Genomic DNA, 22101 nt, shown 5'->3' on the forward strand with positions numbered 1-22101 from the left:
GGAGGACCCCGCGGGATCAGTATGGGAACCGGCCGATACCGGCGCCTGCGTAGACGACTACCCCATTTCGACGGGACGGGTCGCGTCACTGGTGCGTAGCCGTTCTCGATTTCGGTGTTCCCGACCGCGCTGAGCGATGTCAGGAACACCGAAATCGCATCCGGTCACCGCATGTGCGACCGCTCCGGGACCGGCCGGAACCATTCCCCTACACGCGACATCAGTGCGGGATCACCTGCGGCCGTGACGGATCCGTCCCGGACAGCACGAGACCAATCACTCCGACCGTGGGCGAGCGCCAGCAGTGTCGGGATCGACGACTCGAGATACACGTAGCGAGCCGGGTCCAGCAGCGGATCGGTGAGGTATCCGTACGGTGGCGCGCCGCGCTGCACGACCAGCCAGTACCTGCGGTCGCACCGCTGGTGGAGCCGGAACTCGAGGACGACCGGCCGGGCCGGACAGTGGCAACTACGAGTTCCCACGCTGATGATCTGGGGTGATCACGATCCTGTGGTCCCGGTGAAGGACGCGCAGGCCGTCGCGGCACTCGTACCGCACGCGCGCCTGGAAGTGCTGGCCGCGGGGCATGTACCGCAGCTCGGTCATCCCGCCCGGGTGGCGGCGCTGATCGAGGAGTTCGCCCATTCGATTCCGTGAGCGGCCCGCGGGACGCGATCAGCGCTTCGGACGTTGCAACCGTTCGTGTTCCGACAGTCCACCCCACACTCCGTGCGGTTCGCCGCTGAGTATCGCGTGGGTGCGGCACTCGGCCAGCACCGGGCAGTTCGCACAGATGCGTTTCGCGACGACCTCGCGTCGCCTGCGGATGCTCGGTGGCTCGCCCTCCGGGGCGAAGAAGAAGTACTCGTCGGAGGTCCGGCAGTTGGCATGCTGTTGCCATCCGAGTCGTGGCCGGACACGCTCGGTCAGCACGGTCATCCGATCATCACCACCTCCAAGGTGCGGGGGCCGTGCACGCCCTCGACGCGTTCGAGTTCGATGTCCGACGTCGCGGACGGTCCGCTGATCATGGTGATCGGCCGCTCCGGGACGAGCCGGGCCAGCGCTTCGGGCACTCCCACCTCGACGTCGCTCATCGCCACCACGCACACGTGCAGGTCGGGGACGAGCGTGAGCGCGCGTCGCCCCTGGTCGGGGCTGCCGTCGAGGAAGATCGTGCCCGTCTCCGCGCAGGTGACGGCCGAGCCGGTGACGACCCCGTCGAGATCACCGAGGTCGGCTGCGGGGCGGTCGGTGAAGTCGACCACCACCTCGCCGCCGAACTCCGCCAGCCACGACCGATCCAGGCCCTCCGGGATTCCGACGCGGCGCACACCGCGATCCGTGAGGATCTTCGCCAGCACGACGGGCAGATCCTCCGGCGTGCTCTCGTGGACGTGGGCCTTGTAGTCGACCAGCCGGTCGACCAGCAGCTCACGGCGCTCGGCGTCCGGCAGGGTGCGTCCGAGACGGTAGTCGCGCGGTACCTCGACCGGTGTCGGCGGTGCCAGAGTCTGCGCCGAACGGATCCGGCCGAGAATCGCGTCGCGGCTGCTCATCGCTGCTGTCCTTCCTCGCGTGCCTTCGCGAGTGCGGCACGTCCTTCGTCGGAGGCCCACCATTGCCGGAAGGTCTGTTTCGGCGGGGCCGGCATGTCGCGGGCGTCGGTCCAGCCGGCGAGCGGACCGGGCAGATTGGTGATCTTCCCCTTCTTCCCGGCGAGGATGCGGCCGAGACCGGCGGCCTTCTGCGCGGCCGTCCAGCGTCGCGAGGACGACATCGCCAGCGATGCGGCCTTCATCGCCGCGGCCTCGGGTCCGAAGCGGGCGTGTTCGACCTTCTGGTGGCGTAGTTCCACCAGCAGTGAGGGGATGTCGATCTTGACGGGGCAGGCGTCGTAGCAGGCACCACACAGGCTCGACGCGAACGGCAGGCTGGCGTTGGGGTCGTCGGGTTCGTCCATCCCGGCCAATTGCGGGCTGAGGACGGCGCCGATCGGGCCCGGATAGGTCGAGCCGTAGGCGTGGCCCCCGGTGCGCTCGTAGACCGGGCACACGTTCAGGCACGCCGAACACCGGATGCAGTGCAGCGCTTCGCGTCCGATCTCGTCGGCGAGCGCGGCGGTGCGGCCGTTGTCCAGCAACACCAGGTGGAATTCCTGCGGGCCGTCACCGGGGGTGACACCGGTCCACATCGAGGTGTAGGGGTTCATGCGCTCGCCTGTGGACGAGCGCGGCAGCAGCTGCAGGAACACCTCGAGGTCGCGGAAGGTGGGCAGCAGCTTCTCGATGCCCATGACGGTGATGAGCGTCTGCGGCAGCGTCAGGCACATGCGGCCGTTGCCCTCGGATTCGACGACGGCGAGGGTGCCGGTCTCGGCGATGCCGAAGTTCGCACCCGACACCGCGACCGGAACCGTCATGAACTTGTGTCGCAGGAACTTTCGTGCCGCGGCGGCGAGATGGCGGGGGTTGTCGTCGAGGTCGGGGTCGACGTCCGGCATCTCACGCAGGAAGATCTCGCGGATCTCGGCGCGATTGCGGTGGATGGCGGGCACGAGGATGTGCGAGGGCTTGTCGTGGCCGAGCTGGACGATGAGCTCGGCGAGGTCGGTCTCGTAGGCCGCGATCCCCCGTTTCTCGAGGTGCTCGTTGAGCCCGATCTCCTGGGTGGCCATCGATTTGACCTTGATGACCTCGTCGGATCCCGTCTTCCGGATCAGCTCGGTGACGATGGCGTTGGCCTCGGCGGCGTCGGCCGCCCAGTGCACCACGCCGCCCCGCGCGGTCACCGCCTCCTCGAGCTGGGTGAGCAGGTCCGGGAGGCGGTTGAGCACGTCGGTCTTGATGGCGGCGCCGGCGTCGCGCAGTTGTTCCCAGTCGGGCAGTTCCCCGGTGACGTTCAGTCGCTTGGCGCGGATGGTGTGGGTGGCCTTGCCGATGTTGCGCCGCAACTGGGGGTTCGCGAGTTCCTGGTGCGCGGCGTCGGGAAACGCCTTGATACCGCGCAGATTTCCGGATCCTCGTGGCGGGACGACGGGCATACCGAGTGCGGTCACGCGGGCACTCCCTTGGGGGCGACGGCCGGTTCCACGGAGGCGAGGATCTCGGCGAGGTGGATGGTGCGGGTACCGGTGCGCAGGCGCGTGAGGCCACCGCCGATGTGCATCAGGCACGACGAGTCGCCGGCGCTGCAGTATTCGGCGCCGGTGGCGGCGACATTGCTCAGCTTGTCGGCGAGCATCGCGGTGGAGGTCTCGGCGTTCTTGATCGCGAAGGTGCCGCCGAAACCGCAGCACGAGTCGGCCTCGGGCAGTTCGACGAGGTCGATCTCGCGCACGGCACGCAACAGCTGGAGCGGCTTCTCCCCCACCCGCAGCATCCGCAACGAGTGGCAGGTGGGGTGATAGGTCACCCGGTGCGGGAAATAGGCGCCGACGTCGGTGACTCCGAGGACGTCGACGAGGAATTCGGACAACTCGTACGTCTTGGCCTTGACGGTGTCGACCCGCCCGCACAACGACGCGGGACCGTAACGGGAGGCGACGATTTCGTGCTGGTGACGGACGGATCCGACGCACGATCCGGAAGGGGCGACGACGGCGTCGATGCTGCTGTCGTCGAAGGCGTCGACGTAGTTCTCGACGAGCGGCAGCGCGTCGGGTTGGTAGCCGGTGTTGACGTGCATCTGGCCGCAGCAGGTCTGGCGTTCGGGGAAGACGACGTCGTGCCCGAGCCGGGTGAGGAGCAGGGCGGTGGCCGAAACGGCCTTCGGGAACATCGTGTCGCCGAGGCACGTCGCGAACAGGGCGATTCGCATGGAGATCTCCGCATCGGGGGTGTGGTCTGACCACATTGAACCACACGTTCCGGAGATCCGCCGCACATTTTCGGACAGTGACCGCAAATTCCGTCACGGGTCGACTGTGACGCGGACCATGGTGTACTTTCACGTGGTCTGACCACATCGGTCGAAATCAGATCCGCCGCCAACAGCGGCGCAACCACAGGAGTTTCGTGTGGCAACCCGGATATCGGCGGTGACATTCACACCCGCCACTGACGCCATCGCAGGCAGCCTCACCGCATCGGCTCTCGTGGGCCTTGCGCCGCTGCTGACCTTCTTCGTCCTGCTCGCCGGCTTCAAACTCAAGGCCTGGTATTCCGGACTCGGCGCCCTCGTCGTCGCGCTCGTCGTCGCGATCATCGGCTTCGACATGCCCGCGCCACTGGCCGGCCTGTCCGCTCTGCAGGGCATCACCTTCGGGCTCTTCCCGGTGATGTGGATCGTGATCACTGCGATCTGGTTCTACGAACTCACCGTCGTCAGCGGCCGGTTCGAGGATCTGCGGCGCATCTTCAACTCGATCGGTCACGGCGACATGCGGATCCAGGCGATGCTCATCGCCTTCTGCTTCGGCGGCATGCTCGAAGCACTCGCCGGATTCGGCGCGCCCGTCGCGATCACCGGCGCCATGCTCGTCACCCTCGGCATGCCCGCCCTGCGGGCCGCGGTCACGGTCCTGATCGCCAACACCGCACCGGTCGCCTTCGGCGCCATGGCCATCCCGATCACCACCGCCGGCGCCCTGACCGACATCCCCGCCACCGAGATCGCCGCCGTCGTCGGCCGTCAGACACCGATCCTGGCTCTCTTCGTGCCGTTGTTGCTGCTCTTCCTCGTCGACGGTCGTCGCGGTGTCCGGCAGGCCTGGCCGATCGCACTGGTCACCGGCACGACCTTCGCGCTCGCCCAGTTCTGGTGCTCGAGCCACTTCTCGTACGAACTCACCGATGTCGTCGCCTCGCTCGCCGGTCTCACCGCGGCCGTGCTGATGCTGCAGGTCTGGAAGCCGCGGACCCCCGAGGACCAGCTCTCGCGCACCCGCACCGATACCATCGCGGTCCAGGCCGGCACGGAGGGACCCGGAGCCGCTCGTGCTCCGCAGCGTCCCGTCGCCGACGAGTCGCTGACCACCTCGCGCGTCGTCATGGCCCTGTTCCCGTACCTGCTGGTCATCACCGTGTTCGGCATTGCGAAGCTGTGGACCGTCGGTGTCGATCTGCCGGAGCGTCTCGCCGCCACCGACGTCAAGATCGAGTGGCCCGGCCTGTACGGCAATCTGCTCACAGGCAACGGCGCCGCGTCGAGCAGCGCGGTCTACACCTTCTCGTGGCTGTCGTCGCCGGGAACACTGCTGCTGCTCAGCGGCGCGATCGTCACCCTCGTCTACGCACGGTGGGACAGCGGCGGTATGTTCCCGCTGACCGTCCGTAGGGCCGCGGCCACCTTCGGCACCACCGTCGTGCGGATGAAGCTCGCCATCGCCACGGTGGCCACCGTCCTGGGCCTGAGCTACGTGATGAACCAGTCCGGCCAGACCGTCGCGATCGGCACGTGGCTCGCCGGCACCGGCGCGATCTTCGCCCTGTTCTCCCCGATCCTCGGCTGGCTCGGCACCGCCGTCACCGGCTCGGACACATCCGCCAACGCCCTGTTCGCCCGCCTGCAGCAGGCCGCCGGGCAGACCGCCGGCATCGACCCGACCCTGCTGGTCGCGGCGAACACCTCCGGTGGTGTGGTCGGCAAGCTGATCAGCCCGCAGAACCTCACCATCGCCGCCACCGCCGTCGATCAGCCGGGCAGCGAATCGGTGTTGTTGCGCAAGGTGATCGGCTACAGCGTCGCGATGCTCGTCATCCTCTGTGTGCTGGTCTACCTGCAGTCCACGCCGGTGTTGTCCTGGATGCTCCCCTGATCCGGAATCGACTAGGCTCTGAAGTCATGTCGTCGTCCGAGGGTCGTGCGTGGGAGCAGGTACTGAACCGCTTGGAGCAGATGCTGGTCTCGGGAGAACTCGGCCCGGGCCAGCGTCTGCCCCCGGAGCGCACGCTCGCCGCACAACTCGGCGTCGGCCGGTCTTCGGTTCGTGAGGCACTGCGGGTGATGGAGGCCCTCGGGCTGCTCAGCACCCACACGGGGTCCGGGCCGAACGCCGGCGCGATGATCGTCTCGCGACCCACCGGCGGGATGTCTATGCTCATGCGCCTGCAGGTCGCGGCGCAGAACTTCCCGATCTCCGACATCGTCCGCACACGCCTGGTACTCGAGACGGAAGTGATGCAGACGCTGGCCAACCGGAGCCCGGCACCGGAACTCACCCCGGCCGAGGAACTGCTGGACGCGATGGACGATCCGGAGTTGGCGGCACCCGAGTTCCTCGTTCTCGACGCCCAGTTCCATGTCGCAATGGCCGACGCGGCGGGCAACCTCGTCGTCGCGGCGATGATGGCCGGTCTCCGCGACTCCATCGAGAGCTACGTCCTCGCGGGCGCACCACACACCGATTGGCCCGCGACCTGCGTGCGGCTGCGTCACGAGCACCGCGGTCTCGTCGACGCGGTCCGCGCCGGCGATGCCACGCTCGCTCGCAAGCGCATCGTCGAGCACATCCGTGGTTACTACGCTCAGAGTTTCGGCGCCGACGCGTTCTGACGCCCTGTCCGAGCGATGTCCACCGAAGGGTCTGTGACCGGTCCGGGGACGCGTGCGGATCGTCGGCGATCGACCAGCACCGCGAATATCACGATGAGCAGCAGCGACCAGCCCAGTGTCGGGCGCATGTACTCGGCGTACCGGCCGGCCTCCACCCATCTGCCCGAATACCATTCGTCGGCGCTGAGGAAGCCGTACACCGCCAGCCATGCCGGCCAGTTCCGCATCACGGACTGCGGCAGGACCACGCTCATGAGCAACGGGAACAGCAGCATCGAGTAGTACATCTGCCCGAGCGAACCGAGCAGAAACGATGCGGTCATCAGCACACCGGCACCGGTGACGACGACGAACACCTCGTCGTGCCGGTGATAGCGGTGGAGCAGATACAGCGTGGCCGCGGCGAGGAACGCGAAACCGATGCGCAACGCGAGGATCAGGGGTTCGGGCAGACCGTAATAGGTGCCGTTGCCGGTGATCGAACTGTTGAAGTAGTCGCGGGACTGCAACAGATACGGAACGGTGCGTTCGACGAACTGCCACGGATCCGCAGCCCACGGCCACGCGAGTGCGGTGAGCCCGACCGGCACCGCTGCGGCGGTCAGGAGAGTCTTGCTCTGGCGGCGCAGCACGGGAAGCAACAGCAACGGCGCGAGAATCGGTTTGATAGCGAAGGTCACCCCGATCGCGGCGCCGGCCCAGAGGTCCCGCCGCGCCAGCAACAACGTCAGGAACGCCATCTGACCGAGTAGGACCACACCGTTGATGTTGGTGAACACCAGGGTGTTGATCACCGATTCGGACGCGAAGGCGACCGTCACCGCGATCGGGAGCGCCGCGGATCGCGCTGTGTACCCGAACATCCGCACGACCAGGTACACGGCAACGAGGACGGCCGCCGCGTTGACCCCGATGAATGCCCATCGTGAGAGTTCGTGTTCGAGGGCCGCGAACGGTGCGATCAGCAGCGAACCCGACGGCGGGTAGAGGTAGTGCGGGTCGACGTGTTCGTACGTCGCTGTGTAGACCGGTTCACGGTTCCAGAAGGCGACGGCTGCGCGGTAGACACCGGTGAAGTCGTCCGTGCGTGCACCGTCGACGGCGAGGATCACCGTGCGATGGACGACGAGCATCACGGCGACCGGCCAGAAGACGCACTTCAGCAGGGCCTGCGGTGACCGCACGGTCGGCTGGACCCACCACGGCAGACCGTCCCGACCGCGATCCGAGGTATCGATCATCGCTGATAGACGTCGGGAATCCCGTCGCCGTCCTCGTCGACCTGCTCGGCCGCCCTGATCGTGCGGTAGGCACGGTTACGGGCCACGAGAACAGTCGAGGCCAGAGCGGCGCTGAGCAACGATCCGCACAGCACGGCGACCTTCACGTGATCGGCCGCGACGGTTCCTGCACCGTAGGCGAGATCGCCGATGAGCAGGGACACCGTGAAGCCGATACCGCCGAGCAGGGACACACCCAGCACGTCCACCCAACTCAGCTCGTCGTCGAGATGTGCTCGGGTGAAGCGCGCCACCAGGTAGCTGACCCCGAAGATCCCGACGACCTTGCCGACGACCAGACCGGCGATCACCCCGGCGGAGATGGGATCGGTGAGGGCGTTCGCCAGGCCGGTGAATCCTCCGACGGTGACGCCGGCGGCGAAGAAGGCGAAGACCGGCACGGCAATACCGGCGGACAGCGGCCGGAGCCGGTGTTCGACGTGCTCGGCGACCGGAATCGTGCGGTCCCCCACCTGCCGGGCGACGGGAACCGCGAAGCCGAGCAGTACACCGGCGATGGTCGCGTGCACACCGGATTCGTGGACCAGCCACCAGGTCACTGCCGCCAACGGCACCAGGAGCCACCAGGCACCGAAGCCGCGTCGGAGCGCGATGCCGAACAGCGCCAACGGGATCAGCGCCCCGCCCAGGTAGAGCAGGTTCACCTCGTCGGTGTAGAAGACCGCGATCACGGTCACGGCGAGCAGGTCGTCGACCACGGCGAGGGTGAGCAGGAACGTTCGCAGCGCCGACGGGAGATGACTACCGATGACGGCGAGAATCGCTACGGCGAACGCGATGTCGGTCGCCGTCGGGACCGCCCATCCGTTCAACGCGTCGGCGCCACCACGAAGATTGATGACGGCGAAGATCACGGCCGGGACGATCATGCCGCCCAGGGCGGCGGTCACCGGCATGGCGGCACGCCGCAGGTCCCGCAGACTGCCTTCGACGAATTCCCGTTTGAGTTCGACGCCGACGACGAAGAAGAACACGGCGAGCAGTCCGTCGGCCGCCCAGGTGCCCAGGGACAGGTCCAGGTGCCACGACGCCGGACCGATCGAGGTCTCCCGCAGGGCATGGTAGGAATCCGACCATCCTGTGTTCGCCCAGATCAATGCGATGACGGCGCCGATGAGCAGCAGGACACCGCCGACGGTCTCCTTGCGGAGGATCTCCGTCACACGGCGTGTGTCCTGCCATGTTCCGCGAGAGAGGAAGGGGACTCCGGAGAAGATGTTCGGCATCACAGGTCCTCGGAATTCTCGACCGCACGCGGTGCGCGAACGGGGACCGGCCGGGGCGGATGCACCCGATCCGCATGGGCGGCAGTACGTTCCGATCCCCGGAGTGGGATCGGGTACCGAAAACTATGGCATCCCTGCGATTTCGGCGTCGGACGCCGACACGCAGCCAGGAGGTCGATGCGACCTTCGGCGCTGCGGTGGACGTGCTTCGCGGGGGTGCCGGTCACTGCGCCGGCTGCAGAGCTCGGGCGGGACGGGTGGCGACGGGACAGATGGGTACAGACACGGGTCCTCCGGTTCGACGACGTAATTACTTCTGCCGACCAGACTTCCCGGCGCACCGAGATCGACCATACCGTATCGGGTCAGGTCGACGCGGTGCCCGTCACATTCTCCTCGGGAGCGACCCGAACGGCGACCGTGGGTTCGTTCGCACCCGCGTCCGGCGAGACGACGGTGGGATCGACGACGAGCACAGGCACATGCGAGTGCCCGATGAGATATTCCGCGACGCTGCCGAGCATCCGAGAGGACATGCCTCGTCCGCGGCGGCCCACGACGAGAACGTCGGCGTGATGTTCCTCGGCGAACCAACCCAGGCATCGACCGGCCGGGCCGGCGAGGACGGCATATCCCACCGAAATATCACCCATCGATTCGACGGCCTGCTCGAGGCGCCGTCGCACCGTGGCGAGAAGTTCGGAGTCGGGATCGCCGGCGTCGTCGTAGGAGATCACGACGACGAGTTCGAGCACTCCTCCGGCCGGCCCGAACAGTCGTCGCGCCGCGTCCAGCGCATGCTTGGCCTCGGTGGATCCGTCGTAACCGACCATCACGCGGAGTCCGCCCTCGTCGACCTCTCCGGCATGCTGCCGGGCCACCGTCGTCACTTCGACGGACCGGGGAACACGCTCGATGCGCTCGAAGGCGATGGGGACGAACAACGGTCCGAGGATGACGGCGATGATCGTCCAGCGAGGGTCGTGGCCTCGCCGTGCCATCCACAGACCGGTCACGAGTCCTGACAGCACCCATACGACGAGGAAGGCGACGAAGACGGCCCAGTTCATGGCGTGCCTCCAGATGCGTGCACCGAGAAGAGGTGTACCGATGCGTTCATGTCGTCCTCCGGGTCGTCGAAGAAAGCTGTTCCCGCCGACCAGACTTCCCGGCACACCATGGGAGACGATACCCGACCCGGCCGCGCGATCTCACCTGTTGCTCCGACAGGTCTGCGCGCGGAGGACGTCGCGCGAGATCGCCCCCGTTCAGCGTGGTGCCGGGCCCCCGGCGGCATCCGTCCGATCATCGTCCTGCAACTGCCGGATGGCGTCGACCAGTGGCGCCAGGACAGGTTCGGCCGCGGCCTCGTCGAGCGCCTCCCGCAGGGCGGTGTTGTGGGTGGGCCGGGCCTCGTCGAGCAGGCGCCGGCCGGCGTCGGTGACGTCGGTGTAGATGCCGCGGCGATCGGTGGGACATAGATAGCGCGCAAGCAACCCGCGATCCTCGAGCCGCGTGACCAGCCGCGTCGTCGCACTCTGACTGAGGACCACGGCGTCGGCGACCTGGCGCATCTGCAGGTGCCCGCCCTCCCCGTCGTGCTGACGGTTGAGCACGTCCAGCAGTGAATACTCGCGCACGCTCAACCCGTGGCCGGACTGCAGGGCGCTCTCGATCCGGTTCTCGATCCGCCCGTGCAGGAGCGACAGCGCCGACCAGCTGTTGGCCAGCGCGGTCATCGACGGGTCCGTGGCGGTCATGGTCGGCTCCTCGGTCGGCTCGTACGAAACAGGTGACGCGGGCGGTGTGCCGGCGTTGTCACATCGCTCACTATACCCGCGCTTGCAATTAGTCGGCGTCTGCAATTATTGTTGACGCCAGTAAAGCGCGTCTGCGTCTCTTCTCGATCGAAGGATCGTTCTCATGCCACTCGCTCTGCTGGCCCTGGCCATCGGCGCCTTCGGAATCGGCACCACCGAATTCGTCATCATGGGGCTGCTCCCCCAGGTCGGATCGGATCTCGGAGTCTCGATCCCCACAGCCGGATATCTCGTCACCGGCTACGCCCTCGGCGTCATGATCGGTGCCCCGATCATGACGGCGCTCGGCACCAGGATCTCCCGCAAGAACATGTTGATGCTGCTCATGGGCCTGTTCGTCCTGGGCAATGCCGTCTCTGCCCTCGCACCCACCTTCGCCGTCATGTTGATCGGCCGCGTCGTCGCCTCCCTCGCCCACGGAGCGTTCTTCGGCATCGGCTCGGTCGTCGCCGCCGACCTGGTGGCACCGCAGAAGAAAGCCGCTGCCATCTCCCTGATGTTCACCGGACTGGCGGTGGCCAATGTCGTCGGCGTGCCGCTGGGCACCTTCGTCGGCCACACCGCGGGCTGGCGCGCGACGTTCCTGATCGTCGCCGCGCTCGGCGTCGTCGGCCTCGCGGGCGTCGCGAAGCTCGTTCCCGACGTCCCCCGACCCGAGGGCGTCCGGCTGCGTCACGAGATCGCGGCGTTCAAGAACGTCCAGGTCGTGCTGGCCATGACCATGACGGTCCTCGGCTTCGGGGGCGTGTTCGCCGCGATCACCTACATCGCACCGATCCTGACCGATGTCGGCGGTTTCGCCGAGTCCTCCGTCCCCTGGCTGATGGCCGTGTTCGGAACCGGCATGGTGGTCGGCAACCTCGTCGGTGGACATTTCGCCGACCGCAATCTCATGCCGATGCTCTACACCGCCCTGGCCGGCCTGGCCGTGGTGCTCGGCCTGTTCACCTTCCTGGCCTCCGCCAAGACGGTGTCCGTCGCGGCGGTCTTCCTGATCGGCGCTCTCGGTTTCGCGACCGTCCCACCCCTGCAGAAGCACGTCCTCGACCATGCGCACGGCGCCCCGACCCTGGCGTCCGCTGCCAACATCGGTGCCTTCAATCTCGGCAACGCCCTGGCCGCCTGGCTCGGCGGCATGGTGATATCCGCCGGATTCGGGTACACGGCACCCAACGCCGTCGGGGCCGTCCTGGCCGCGTCCGCTCTGATCCCGGCGGTCCTGTCCCACCGACTACAGCGAAAGGACGATCACGCCAACGCAACTCACACATTCACAGAACCCGACCTCCACAGCACCTCCCGTGCTGCCGTCGACCCCGTCCGACTGTGATCCCGAACTACGCGAACACCCCCGAAGGAGCACCATCTCGTGACATCGTCCACGATCCCTACCGTCACCCTGAACAACGGCGTCGAGATCCCCCAGCTCGGCTTCGGCGTCTTCCAGATCCCCGAGGACGAGACCACCGCGGCCGTCAGCGCGGCACTCGAGACCGGCTACCGCCACATCGACACCGCCGCGATCTACGGCAACGAAGCCGGCGTCGGCCGCGCGCTGGCGGACTCCGGACTGTCCCGCGACGAACTGTTCATCACGACGAAGGTGTGGAACTCCGATCAGGGTTACGACGCCACCCTCCGCGCCTTCGACACCAGCCTCGCCGCGCTCGGCCTCGATCGTCTCGACCTCTACCTGATCCACTGGCCGACCCCGGCCCGCGACCTCTACGCCGATACCTGGCGTGCCCTCGAACGCCTCGTCGAGGAAGGACGCCTCCGCGCCGCGGGCGTGTCGAACTTCCAGCCCGCCCACCTTCAGCGATTGCTGGACGGCAGCTCGCTCGCCCCGACGATCAACCAGATCGAACTGCATCCCGGTCTGCAGCAGAGCGAACTGCGCGCCTTCCACGCCGAGCACGGCATCGCCACCGAGGCGTGGAGCCCGCTCGCCCAGGGCGCCGTGCTGGACGACGAGGCGATCACGTCGATCGCCGGACGCACCGGCAAGTCGCCGGCCCAGGTGGTGCTGCGCTGGCATCTGCAGCTCGGCAACGTCGTCATCCCGAAGTCGGTCACGCCGTCCCGGATCCGGGAGAACTTCGAGGTCTTCGACTTCGAACTGACCGACGAGGACATGTCCACCATCGCCGGCGCCGACCGCGATCTGCGCACCGGACCCCATCCGGACCAGTTCAACTGACAGACCTCGCGGCTCCGGGCGGATCCACCGCCCGGAGCCGGTAAGGCACTCGAAGAGCTGCGTTCAGGTGTATTCGACGGTCATCCTGTCGATGCTCCCGTCGAACGGGAACGGTGCCCGGTCGAAGTAGTCGAGCGAGACAGGTGACCCCAGGCAGGTGCCGATATCCAGGCAGTCGTTCGCCGTGAACAGCAACGGCGCACTGACCGGCACGACGGTCTCCCCCACCGACTGCCCGTCGACGGACATCAGGACGTTCAACGGACCACCGGGGCGCGCTTCGGCGTACTTGGTGACCACCTCGACGAGGTGGTGTCCGGGCGCGACGCGGCTCGCCGAACGCATCTTCGTCCGCATCAGGATGAACAGGTTGTACTCGTAGCAGAGATAGCCGTCGTCCGCGAAGCACGTCAGACCACCACCGTTGGCACCCAACGCATACAGGACGCCGTGCGCCCGCTCCGGGAAGGTCACCTCGATACAGACCCGGTTGTTCTTGTTTCCCAGTGCGGGAGCGCAGAATTCAGGCATACGGGTGACCTCGCCGGTGAAATCCCAACTCGTGTACGGCGTGGTGATGCGTTGTTCCGGATGGATCGCCGCGACCCAGAGGCCCCCACCGATGGGAAGGGCGTTGTTCTTGGCCGCTTCGATCGCGAAGATCTCCCGCATCTGTGCCAGTTTCTCGGGGTACTGCTCGGCGAGGTCGCGGCTCTGCGTCCAGTCCTCGTCGAGGTTGTAGAGCTCCCAGGTGTCGTCGTCCGGGCTCCAATCGCGGATTCCGCCGGGCAGGCCGGGCAGCCACGGTGCGCGGGGTCCGAAGGCCGACGCCATCCATCCGTCGTGGTAGATCGCTCGGCTGCCCATGACCTCGAAGTACTGGGTGAGCTTGCCCGCCGGCGCGTCACGGTCCACGAACGTCCGGGCGAAACCAGCGCCGTCGATCGGATCCTGCGGAATCCCGTTGACGGTCCGCGGCGGGGTGATGCCCAGCAGCTCGTAGAAGGTCGGCACCAGGTCGTTGCAGTGCAGGAATTGGGTCCGGGGGGTGCGATCCGGCGTGATGCGCGCGGGCCAGCGCACCACCATGGGATTGCGGGTTCCCCCGAGATGGGACGCGAGAAGTTTCATGCCCTTGTAGGGCGTGCTGCCCGCCCACGCCCAGCCTGCGTGATACATGTTGTCCGTCTTCGGGGAGCCGAGAACGTCGAGTCCGCCGAGTTCGTCGAGGGCCGCGATGTGCTGGGCCGTGGTCGTGGGGATCCCGTTCTGCGCGAGCAGTTCGCTGATGGTGCCGTTCTGGCCCTCACCGGACGACCCGTTGTCGCCCCAGATGTAGAAGACCAGGGTGTTCTCGCGGTAGCCCAGCCGGTCGAGTTCGTCGAACAACCGCCCCACCTGCACGTCGCAGTGTTCGGCGTATCCGGCCGCGACCTCCATGAGGCGTCGCTGGAAGGGCTTCTCGTCGTCGGGGATGTCGTCCCAGGCCGTCATGGTGGGGTGCCGCTCGGTGAGTTCGGCATCCGGTGGGATCCAGCCCTTCTCCTTGGCCCGCTCGAACACGCGCTCGCGATAAGCGTCCCATCCGTCGTCGAACTTGCCCGCATACCGGTCGGCCCACGGCTTCATGATGTGGTGCGGCCCGTGCAGACACCCGCTGGCCCAGTACATGAAGAACGGCCGGGACGGATCGAGCGCCTTGTGGCGGCGCAACCAGCCGATCGCGTCGTCGGCGAGGTCCTCACTGAGGTGGTAGCCCTCCTCGGGAGTCTTCGGGGGCAGGACGACGGTGGTGTTGCGGACGAGGTTCGGCTCGTACTGCGACGCCTCGCCGGCGAGGAAACCGTAGAAGTAGTCGAAACCGACTCCGGTGGGCCAGTTGTCGAAGGGACCCGCTGCGGTGGTCTCCTCCGCAGGAGTGTTGTGCCACTTGCCGAAAGCCGCTGTGGTGTAACCGTAGTGGCGCAGCACCTCGGCTCCGGTGGCGCTCGATTTCGGGATGTGCCCGGAATAGCCGTCCCAGTCGTTGGCGAGTTCGGCGATCTGCCCGTTTCCGACACGGTGATGGTTGCGTCCGGTCAACAACGATGCGCGGGTCGGCGAGCACATCGCCGTGGTGTGGAAGCGGTTGTAGCTGATGCCTTCGTCGAGCAGGCGGTCGAGGGTGGGTGTGCTCACCTCGCCACCGAATGCGCTCGGCAGACCGGGGCCCGCGTCGTCGATGAGGACGACCAGGATGTTCGGGGCGTCGTCGGGAAGGCGACGGTGTTGTGCGCGTGGGCTGTAGACCGATTCCTGCATGGTCCGTCCTGCGATGCTTCCCGACGGCACCGGTGGGAACGGCAGAGTTTCTCCGCCCGGGATCGGATCCGGACGCAGATCCTGGCTCATGGTGGATGCCTCTTTTCACCCCCATCCGTTCCCAGTACACCACCGGTATCGGGCCGCATACACCCCTGACCAGGGTGAAACCTGCCTTCTCACGGGCGAATGATGCAGCGGAATCCGATATGGCACGTCGCGGTCTCCTCGGTGTCACCCTGGCGGGCCGCGGGTCGGTACCGCAGACAGTAATTCGGGGCACACAGATGCGATCCGCCCTTGATGACGCGGCGCGGATACGCTTCGCGCGGATCGTGTTCGGCCGTGTCCACGCGGGGATTCGTCGGGATGCAACACGACGACGCCGGCGCGACGTTCTTGCCGCTCGAAGCATGGTTCGCGGTGTAGTAGTCGGCGGTCCACTCCCACACGTTGCCCGCCATGTCGTGGAGACCGTACCCGTTCGGCCGGAAGTGTCCGACAGGTGAGGTTCCGGCGAATCCGTCCGTTTCGAGGTTCTGCCACGGGAATTCGCCCTGCCAGACGTTCCCGCCGGGCCGGCCCTTCGGTTCGTGCTCGTCGCCCCATGTGAAGGCCTTGCGGTCGAGTCCGCCGCGGGCGGCGAACTCCCATTCGGCCTCGGTCGGCAGTTCCTTGCCGGCCCACTCGGCGTAGGCGCGGGCATCGAACCACGACACGTGGGTGACGGGATGGAGTTCCCGCCCGCCGACGGTGCTCCCCGGCCCTTCGGGATGACGCCAGTCCGCACCCGGGACGAACGACCACCACCTCGTGTAGTCATCGAGCGGTACCGGCCCCGGGGGAGGCGTGAACACGAGCGAGCCGGGCACGAGCAGGGACGGATCGGCGCCGGGATAATCGGCGGGGTCGGGCGCGACCTCCGCGGTGGTGACGTATCCGGTGTCCTTCACGAAGCGCCGGAACTCGGCGACGGTCACCGGGTGCGTGTCCATCCAGAACCCGTCGACCGTCACCTGGTGGACCGGTCGCTCCTCCGGATAGAAATCCTCCGACCCCATCCAGAACGTGCCTCCGGCGATGAGAGTCATGTTCTGTGTCGCAGCGCGCGTCATGACGTCAGCCTCGCACGGCCCGGGTCGGGGCGCGAGGGACGCACCGACGCGACGAGACCGCGCATTCACCGGTCCCGTCCCGGCCCCGTACCGCAGACTCGGGACATGCCCTCCACGACGACGGAACTGTCCCCGATGCTGGCGACCCTCGGTCCGCCGCCGACCGGGAACTGGGCGTTCGAGATGAAATGGGACGGCCAGCGCACCCTCGCCACGGTAACCGACGGACAGTGCCGGCTGACCAGCCGCACCGGCAACGACATCACCCGGAGCTTCCCCGAACTCCCCCACCCGCTCACCACCGCGACGGGCGGCCGGGACTGCATCGTCGACGGTGAGATCGTCACCCTCGATTCCGAGGGTCGGCCGTCCTTCGCCCGGTTGCAGCGCCGCATGCACGTCCACCGTCCCACCGAGGAGCTACGCGCCGAGCTACCGGTGCTGATCTACCTGTTCGACGTCCTCGCTCTCGACGGAGAGTCCACGACGGAGTTGTCCTATCTGGAGCGCCGGGCCGTCCTCGACGATCTGATCGTCCCCGGACCTCGGGTTCAACTGTCGCCCTACTGGACCGATGTCGACGCACCGACCATGCTCACGGTCGCGCGCGAACACGGCCTCGAAGGGATCGTCGCCAAGGACCCGGACGCACCGTATCTACCCGGGACCCGCAGCGACGGCTGGATCAAGACGCCGCTGCGTCGGAACACCGAGGTGGTCGTCGTCGGGTGGCTCCTACGCGAAGAATTGCATCCAATGCACGAACCCCGCTCCGAAAACCCCTGTAGCTGACGATCATAGGGCATGGCCGCTCGTCCATAAAGACGCTTGGTGACCTGCGCCCTTGCCAAGAAACACGCATCTATTGCATGATTCGACCACCAAACGAGGGGGGGACAGATGGCTTCGTTGAACGGTGAGCCGCCGGGATCGGCGCGGTTGGAGTTGGTCGATGGCGTGGCATTGCTACGCTCGGAGGATGCCATTCTGAAGGCGATGTTGCAGGGATGGGAAGCACAGCAGGTTGGCGGCAGGGGTTTGCGGCCGGCCACGGTGCGTGATCGTCGCGGGGTGGTTCAACGATTTCTCGACTACACGAACGAGTACCCGTGGCACTGGACCGCGCAGCACCTGGACGAGTGGATGCTTGAACTCGTGAGTCAACGCCACCGGGTGAGGTCCACGATTCGCAACTACCAGTACGCGGTGAAGGCGTTCTGTGACTATCTGACGCGGCCGGAGTATCACTGGGTTGCCGAGTGTGAGAAGAGATTTGGGACTCATCCGGTCCAGATCTGCCAGGAGTGGAACACACTTGCGCATCTGGTGGACTACGAAGGCAATCCGGACCGGCGACCGATGACCCGGTATGAGTTGCAGAGGTTCTTCGACTACGCCGACGACCAGGTCGACGTCGCGGTCCGGCGACAACGCAAGGGCGCCCTGTCCGCCTACCGTGACGCGACATTGTTCAAGGTGATCTATGCGTACGGACTGCGGTGCCGCGAGGCCTCGAAGCTGGACGTGTCGGATTGGTACCGCAATCCGCAGGCTCCGGAGCTTGGCCGGTTCGGCAAGCTCGAGGTGCGATGGGGCAAGGCATCCAAGGGCAGCCCACCCAAGCGGCGCACAGTGCATACGGTGATGCCGTGGATCGTCGACGTTGTCGAGGACTACCTCGACAACGTCCGCCCCCGGTACGACCTCGGCGATCATCCGGCGTTGTGGCTGACCGAGCGGGGAGGCCGGGTCACGCCTCGCCACATCCAGCAGCGTTTCGCCGACTACCGCACCGCATTGAACATGGACTCGGCGTTGGTGCCGCACTGCTTGCGCCACAGTCACGTCACCCATCAGATCGAGGACGGTGTGGACGCCAGGTTCGTGCAAGAACAGGTCGGCCACCGTTTCGCGTCGACTACTGCGATCTACACCGGCGTCAGTGGCGACTTCATGAACACGATGATGAACAGGGCGCTGACCAAGGCGTTCGAGATCGAAGACACGGAGGCTCGATGACCGCCAAACTGGACTACCGGTGGAACCTACGCGAGCTGATGGCCCGCCAGGAAATGTACCTGACCACTCACCTACGCCCGAAGCTGACCGAGCGTGGCATACACCTGTCCGACAGTCAGGTCTACCGCCTCGTCGTCGACACCCCCGAGCGATTGAGCCTGAAAACCCTTGTCGCCCTCGTCGACATCCTCGGGTGCACGATGGAGGAACTCATCGAACCCGTCGCCACCCGACAGCAGCCGCGAAAACGGAAAGCCGCCGGGGAATCGAACACCGACAGCGGGCTGGGGCCGATGCGACCCAAACGTGCCAGGATTGTCCGCGACGAACAGTGACTACTGACGGAGGTGCCTCAGCGAAGTGCATGACCGATCCCATCGCGGTGATCGTCGAGGTCGTCGGACGGGTCGATCCCGAAATGGACCCGGAAATCGTCGCAGCGGCAGTCCGGGAAGTCACGACCACCCGAGCGGGACGACGCAAGTTGGCCAAAGCGCTCGAAAGCAATCCGTCGCTGCTCACTTCGGGCCGGACCGAGGGGCCACCGATGGTCGATCGCCTGATCCGCACGCTCCGCGATCGCGGCGCGGCGGGCGTGGTTCAGCCGTGCTGTTCCGGTTGCGGCAAACCGGCACGGGCCATGCGGGCCCGCAATGGCGATGGGCTTCGAATCTGCGTCACCTGCCACAACAAGGCACTCGGAAGCTTCGCGCCCCGTCCATGTGCGGTGTGCGGTCGCGAGGTCACGCCGCGCTTCTACGACCGTCACGGCCAACCCCGGTGCGGACAGTGCCCGCCCGGTCCCGGCGTCGACCACCTGGAGGTCATCTGCGACCTAATCCTGGCGGTCAGTTCCGATTCCGACCGCGATCAGATCCGCACTGTCATCGCGAGAACAGTTCGGCAGGCTGCCCGGCGCCGGCGGATTGCCTGGGACCTCCAAGACCGTCCCACCCTACTGACCGGCGAGGCCGCCGACGGACCGCTCGCCATTCGGCGACTCATAGCTGCGCTCACCGCGCACGGCGTCACCAGCCTCATCACACCGAGCTGTCCGTTCTGCACGATGATCCGCCCGCTCAAAGCCCGCCGCGAGGGGCGCGCATGCTGCCATTCCTGCTATCAAGCTGCTCGGGCCACGCAGTGCGTGGGGTGCAATGTGGTCAAGCCCGTCTCCACGCGCACCCACGCAGGGGAACCACTGTGCTGGGCGTGCTCACTCCAGGAGGAGACCAACAAGGAAATCTGTTCTTCCTGTGGGCAATTCACTGCGGTCGCCACACACCAAGGGGAGCTCGCGGTGTGCTTCTCGTGCCGCACGACACCGTCGGCGGTCTGTTCGCTCTGCGGCCTCTACAAGCCGTGCACCAGCGCCCACACGCTCACACCGCGGTGCCTTAACTGTGCCCACCGCGCGAGGTCCGCGCAGTGCGTCCGATGCGGGAAGGTCCATCCCATTGCAGGGCGGGACGCCGACGGCAACGCGTTGTGCGGCAACTGCGCCAGACGGCGCGAACCCTGCTACCGATGCGGGCGCCGACGCCCAGTCGAGGGACGCGTCCTCGGCGCCCCGGTGTGCTGGACCTGCATCAAAACCGAACCCACCTACTTCCGAGCCTGCTCCGAATGCGCCACAGTCGACCGCCTGCGACACCACGGACTATGCGACAACTGCGCGGCACCACGTGCACTCGACGCTGCCTTGTCCGCACCCGACGGCAATATCCGTCCCGAACTGATGACGGTCCGCCAGGCACTGGCCTCCAGCAATCCTGCGACTCTCCTGAACTGGCTGCACCGAAGCACCATCAGAACGATGCTGGCGATGCTTGCCACCGGCGAGGGGCCCGTGACCCACCAGACCCTCGACAAACTCGAACCGACAGGTCCCGCCCGTCACCTGCGTCAAGTACTGGTCGCCAACAGCGTCCTGCCCGACTACGACCGCCACCTCAGCGATCTGGAACGTTGGTTCGACGACAAACTCGGGGAGGTCGACGATCCCGGCGAACGCCGAGCACTACGCGGCTACCTGACCTGGACGCACCTGCGGCGCCTCCGCAGGGCCACAACCCCGACAACACCGCATGCTGCCGCGAGCATACGAAGTGAGATCAAGAGTGCGGTAAAGCTACTCAGCTGGCTGCGCATGCGGGACCGTACTCTCCAAACGTGCACGCAAGCAGACATCGACCACTGGTGCATGCAGGGCGGACGCATGCCCTACCGCGCACGACTGTTCCTCGCCTGGTGCGCAAATCGCGGTCACACAGGTGCAGTAGAGATCCCTGTGGCACCGAGCAGCGAAACCCGCATCGTTTACGACAGTGAAAGCACGCGGTGGCAGCTGACACGCCGACTCCTCCACGACGGGACCATCACCGTGGCAGACCGTGTCGCCGGACTCCTCGTCCTTCTCTACGGCCAGAACGCGAGCAAGATCGCACGCCTACGCACCGACGACGTTACCCATCACGGCGAGCGTGTCAGCCTGGCCCTCGGTCAGTGCCCGATCGAGCTACCGACACCACTGGACAACCTGGTTCTCGACCTGGTCGCCACCCGCCGCGGAAAGGCATCTCTCGGCCACACCGATAACCACAACTGGTTGTTTCCCGGCGGGCTACCCGCCCAGCCCATGCACCCTGCCGCGCTTGCCAAGCGACTACAAGCCATCGACATCTCCGTCCGCACGGCCCGAAACACTGCACTGATGAACAACGCATCGGCAATGCCGACCAAGGTGCTCAGCGACCTGCTCGGACTCTCCATCACCGGCGCAACCCGCTGGAGCGCACTGGCCTCCACCAGCGCCGATACCTACGCCTCCAATTTAATCCGCCGCGGAACGCGTACCCGGCCAAACTGATTAAACAAGTTGGAACGTAATAGCTTTCGCGCAGTGGAATCCGCCATACAGCAGAGGCGGAGGGAAGAGATCGAGAGCCGAGAGATCGTCGGGTTCAGATCCTCCGGCCAGCATGCTGCAGTGGCTGGATCCAACCAGCACTATCTGCAGCGGAACATTGTCGGCCACACTGCCTCCTAGCCAAGAAGGAGAACCCGTACAAGCCCGCCACCCGTCAGCCAGCAGCCCCTTGTAGCAAGGCATCGAGTTTGGCCTCATCGATCTGGTCGACGTCGTTGTTGATGCCCGTCGAGACAAGGATGTGGTCGACGAGGCCACGAAAGCTCGCGATGTTCTCGACGGTGACTCCACTGGCAAGTGCAACCGGGTGATCGTCGAGCCCAGCGCGGATAGCAATCAGCTTACCGATCGCAGCGGCTTGCCCCGTTCCTGGACCTGAGGTAGTTGGAACGTCGACGAAGACTCTCGCGAGCTCAGCCAAACGCGGGAGATCCGCATCCAACACCGGCGTCTGGTACTTGAACGCAATCCCTCCGAAATGCAGTCCTTTCCAGTCCGTGCGTGCCCGGGCAGCCTGTAGCGCTCGATAGGCATGGTCGCCGCCAGCGAGATCAACTCCAGCATTGTCTGCCCAGATGGCATCCAGTGGGATTCCCTCAGAAAATGGCGCGGCGAGAATATCCAGAGCCTCGGCCGCAGAGCGGCGAATAAAGTTGGCGCCGAGAAAGAGTCGCGGGTGCAGCCGGTGGACG

20 protein-coding genes are annotated in these 22101 nt (G+C 66.4%); 9 read left to right on the plus strand and 11 right to left on the minus strand.

The genetic code is table 11. The features are described 5' to 3' along the window. The first annotated feature begins 360 nt into the window (after positions 1–360). Entirely contained in the window at positions 361–660 is a 300-nt protein-coding gene (locus ACPCXD_RS21920) for an alpha/beta fold hydrolase (protein WP_143543580.1), read from the plus strand. 18 nt (positions 661–678) lie between these two features. Here ACPCXD_RS21920 and ACPCXD_RS21925 read toward each other — a convergent pair whose 3' ends face one another. Genes ACPCXD_RS21925 through ACPCXD_RS21940 form a run of 4 tightly spaced genes read right to left on the minus strand, consistent with a single transcriptional unit; the run spans position 679 to position 3822 of the window. Next, positions 679–942, minus strand: a complete 264-nt coding sequence (locus ACPCXD_RS21925) for a WhiB family transcriptional regulator (protein ID WP_016691381.1) — start codon at positions 940–942, stop codon at positions 679–681. Next, the gene (locus tag ACPCXD_RS21930) at positions 939–1562 is read right to left on the minus strand and encodes a LutC/YkgG family protein (RefSeq protein WP_423661138.1); all 624 of its coding nucleotides are present in this window, start codon (positions 1560–1562) and stop codon (positions 939–941) included. The genes ACPCXD_RS21925 and ACPCXD_RS21930 overlap by 4 nt, the downstream gene beginning before the upstream one ends. Continuing rightward, a complete protein-coding gene (locus ACPCXD_RS21935; RefSeq protein ID WP_423661139.1) occupies positions 1559–3061 on the minus strand; it encodes a LutB/LldF family L-lactate oxidation iron-sulfur protein in 1503 nt (500 codons plus the stop codon). The genes ACPCXD_RS21930 and ACPCXD_RS21935 overlap by 4 nt, the downstream gene beginning before the upstream one ends. Then, the gene (locus tag ACPCXD_RS21940; protein WP_423661140.1) at positions 3058–3822 is read right to left on the minus strand and encodes a (Fe-S)-binding protein; all 765 of its coding nucleotides are present in this window, start codon (positions 3820–3822) and stop codon (positions 3058–3060) included. Before ACPCXD_RS21940 ends, ACPCXD_RS21935 begins: the two co-directional genes overlap by 4 nt. 220 nt (positions 3823–4042) lie before the next feature. On the opposite strand from ACPCXD_RS21940, the gene ACPCXD_RS21945 reads away from it, so the two are divergent. Both ACPCXD_RS21945 and ACPCXD_RS21950 read left to right on the plus strand, forming a co-directional pair. Further along, positions 4043–5761 carry an L-lactate permease gene (locus ACPCXD_RS21945; protein WP_423661141.1) on the plus strand — a complete coding sequence of 573 codons (1719 nt, stop codon included), beginning with the start codon at positions 4043–4045 and terminating at the stop codon, positions 5759–5761. A 26-nt stretch (positions 5762–5787) separates the two neighbouring features. Next, complete coding sequence (locus tag ACPCXD_RS21950; RefSeq protein ID WP_423661142.1) at positions 5788–6498, plus strand: FadR/GntR family transcriptional regulator; 711 nt, start codon at positions 5788–5790, stop codon at positions 6496–6498. Here the strand turns inward: ACPCXD_RS21950 and ACPCXD_RS21955 are convergent. From ACPCXD_RS21955 to ACPCXD_RS21970, 4 genes are all read right to left on the minus strand, one after another. Further along, the gene (locus ACPCXD_RS21955) at positions 6471–7739 is read right to left on the minus strand and encodes a glycosyltransferase family 87 protein (protein WP_423661143.1); all 1269 of its coding nucleotides are present in this window, start codon (positions 7737–7739) and stop codon (positions 6471–6473) included. The two genes, ACPCXD_RS21950 and ACPCXD_RS21955, sit on opposite strands and share 28 nt — an antisense overlap. Continuing rightward, complete coding sequence (gene nhaA, locus ACPCXD_RS21960; protein ID WP_216359316.1) at positions 7736–8962, minus strand: Na+/H+ antiporter NhaA; 1227 nt, start codon at positions 8960–8962, stop codon at positions 7736–7738. The genes ACPCXD_RS21955 and nhaA overlap by 4 nt, the downstream gene beginning before the upstream one ends. Positions 8963–9390: 428 nt before the next feature. Further along, positions 9391–10095 carry a universal stress protein gene (locus ACPCXD_RS21965; protein ID WP_016692223.1) on the minus strand — a complete coding sequence of 235 codons (705 nt, stop codon included), beginning with the start codon at positions 10093–10095 and terminating at the stop codon, positions 9391–9393. A 198-nt stretch (positions 10096–10293) separates the two neighbouring features. Beyond that, on the minus strand, positions 10294–10785 hold the full coding sequence (locus ACPCXD_RS21970; RefSeq protein WP_088899205.1) for a MarR family winged helix-turn-helix transcriptional regulator: 492 nt from the start codon (positions 10783–10785) through the stop codon (positions 10294–10296). Between the two features lie 163 nt (positions 10786–10948). On the opposite strand from ACPCXD_RS21970, the gene ACPCXD_RS21975 reads away from it, so the two are divergent. Together ACPCXD_RS21975 and ACPCXD_RS21980 are read left to right on the plus strand one after the other, a co-directional pair. Further along, positions 10949–12175: an MFS transporter gene (locus ACPCXD_RS21975; RefSeq protein WP_423661144.1), complete on the plus strand. Its 1227-nt coding sequence runs from the start codon at positions 10949–10951 to the stop codon at positions 12173–12175. A gap of 39 nt (positions 12176–12214) precedes the next feature. Then, positions 12215–13045 carry an aldo/keto reductase gene (locus ACPCXD_RS21980; RefSeq protein WP_145692189.1) on the plus strand — a complete coding sequence of 277 codons (831 nt, stop codon included), beginning with the start codon at positions 12215–12217 and terminating at the stop codon, positions 13043–13045. A gap of 63 nt (positions 13046–13108) precedes the next feature. Here ACPCXD_RS21980 and ACPCXD_RS21985 read toward each other — a convergent pair whose 3' ends face one another. Beyond that, a complete protein-coding gene (locus tag ACPCXD_RS21985; RefSeq protein WP_160875474.1) occupies positions 13109–15436 on the minus strand; it encodes an arylsulfatase in 2328 nt (775 codons plus the stop codon). Positions 15437–15525: 89 nt separating this feature from the next. Continuing rightward, entirely contained in the window at positions 15526–16461 is a 936-nt protein-coding gene (locus ACPCXD_RS21990; RefSeq protein WP_160875476.1) for a formylglycine-generating enzyme family protein, read from the minus strand. A gap of 105 nt (positions 16462–16566) precedes the next feature. Here ACPCXD_RS21990 and ACPCXD_RS21995 point away from each other — a divergent pair, with 105 nt between their 5' ends. From ACPCXD_RS21995 to ACPCXD_RS22010, 4 genes are all read left to right on the plus strand, one after another. Further along, entirely contained in the window at positions 16567–17253 is a 687-nt protein-coding gene (locus tag ACPCXD_RS21995) for an ATP-dependent DNA ligase (protein WP_423661145.1), read from the plus strand. 108 nt (positions 17254–17361) lie between these two features. Continuing rightward, a complete protein-coding gene (locus tag ACPCXD_RS22000) occupies positions 17362–18480 on the plus strand; it encodes a tyrosine-type recombinase/integrase (RefSeq protein ID WP_423661146.1) in 1119 nt (372 codons plus the stop codon). Next, positions 18477–18815 carry a helix-turn-helix domain-containing protein gene (locus ACPCXD_RS22005; protein ID WP_423661147.1) on the plus strand — a complete coding sequence of 113 codons (339 nt, stop codon included), beginning with the start codon at positions 18477–18479 and terminating at the stop codon, positions 18813–18815. The genes ACPCXD_RS22000 and ACPCXD_RS22005 overlap by 4 nt, the downstream gene beginning before the upstream one ends. A 29-nt stretch (positions 18816–18844) precedes the next feature. Then, positions 18845–21349 (plus strand): hypothetical protein, encoded by a 2505-nt coding sequence (locus ACPCXD_RS22010; protein ID WP_423661148.1) that lies wholly within the window; start codon positions 18845–18847, stop codon positions 21347–21349. Between the two features lie 214 nt (positions 21350–21563). Here the strand turns inward: ACPCXD_RS22010 and ACPCXD_RS22015 are convergent. Next, on the minus strand, positions 21564–22101 hold a 538-nt coding region (locus tag ACPCXD_RS22015; RefSeq protein ID WP_423661149.1), incomplete at its 5' end, for a BtpA/SgcQ family protein.

It is taken from the genome of Rhodococcus sp. AB351 (genome assembly GCF_049538275.1).
Lineage (GTDB): Bacteria > Actinomycetota > Actinomycetes > Mycobacteriales > Mycobacteriaceae > Rhodococcus.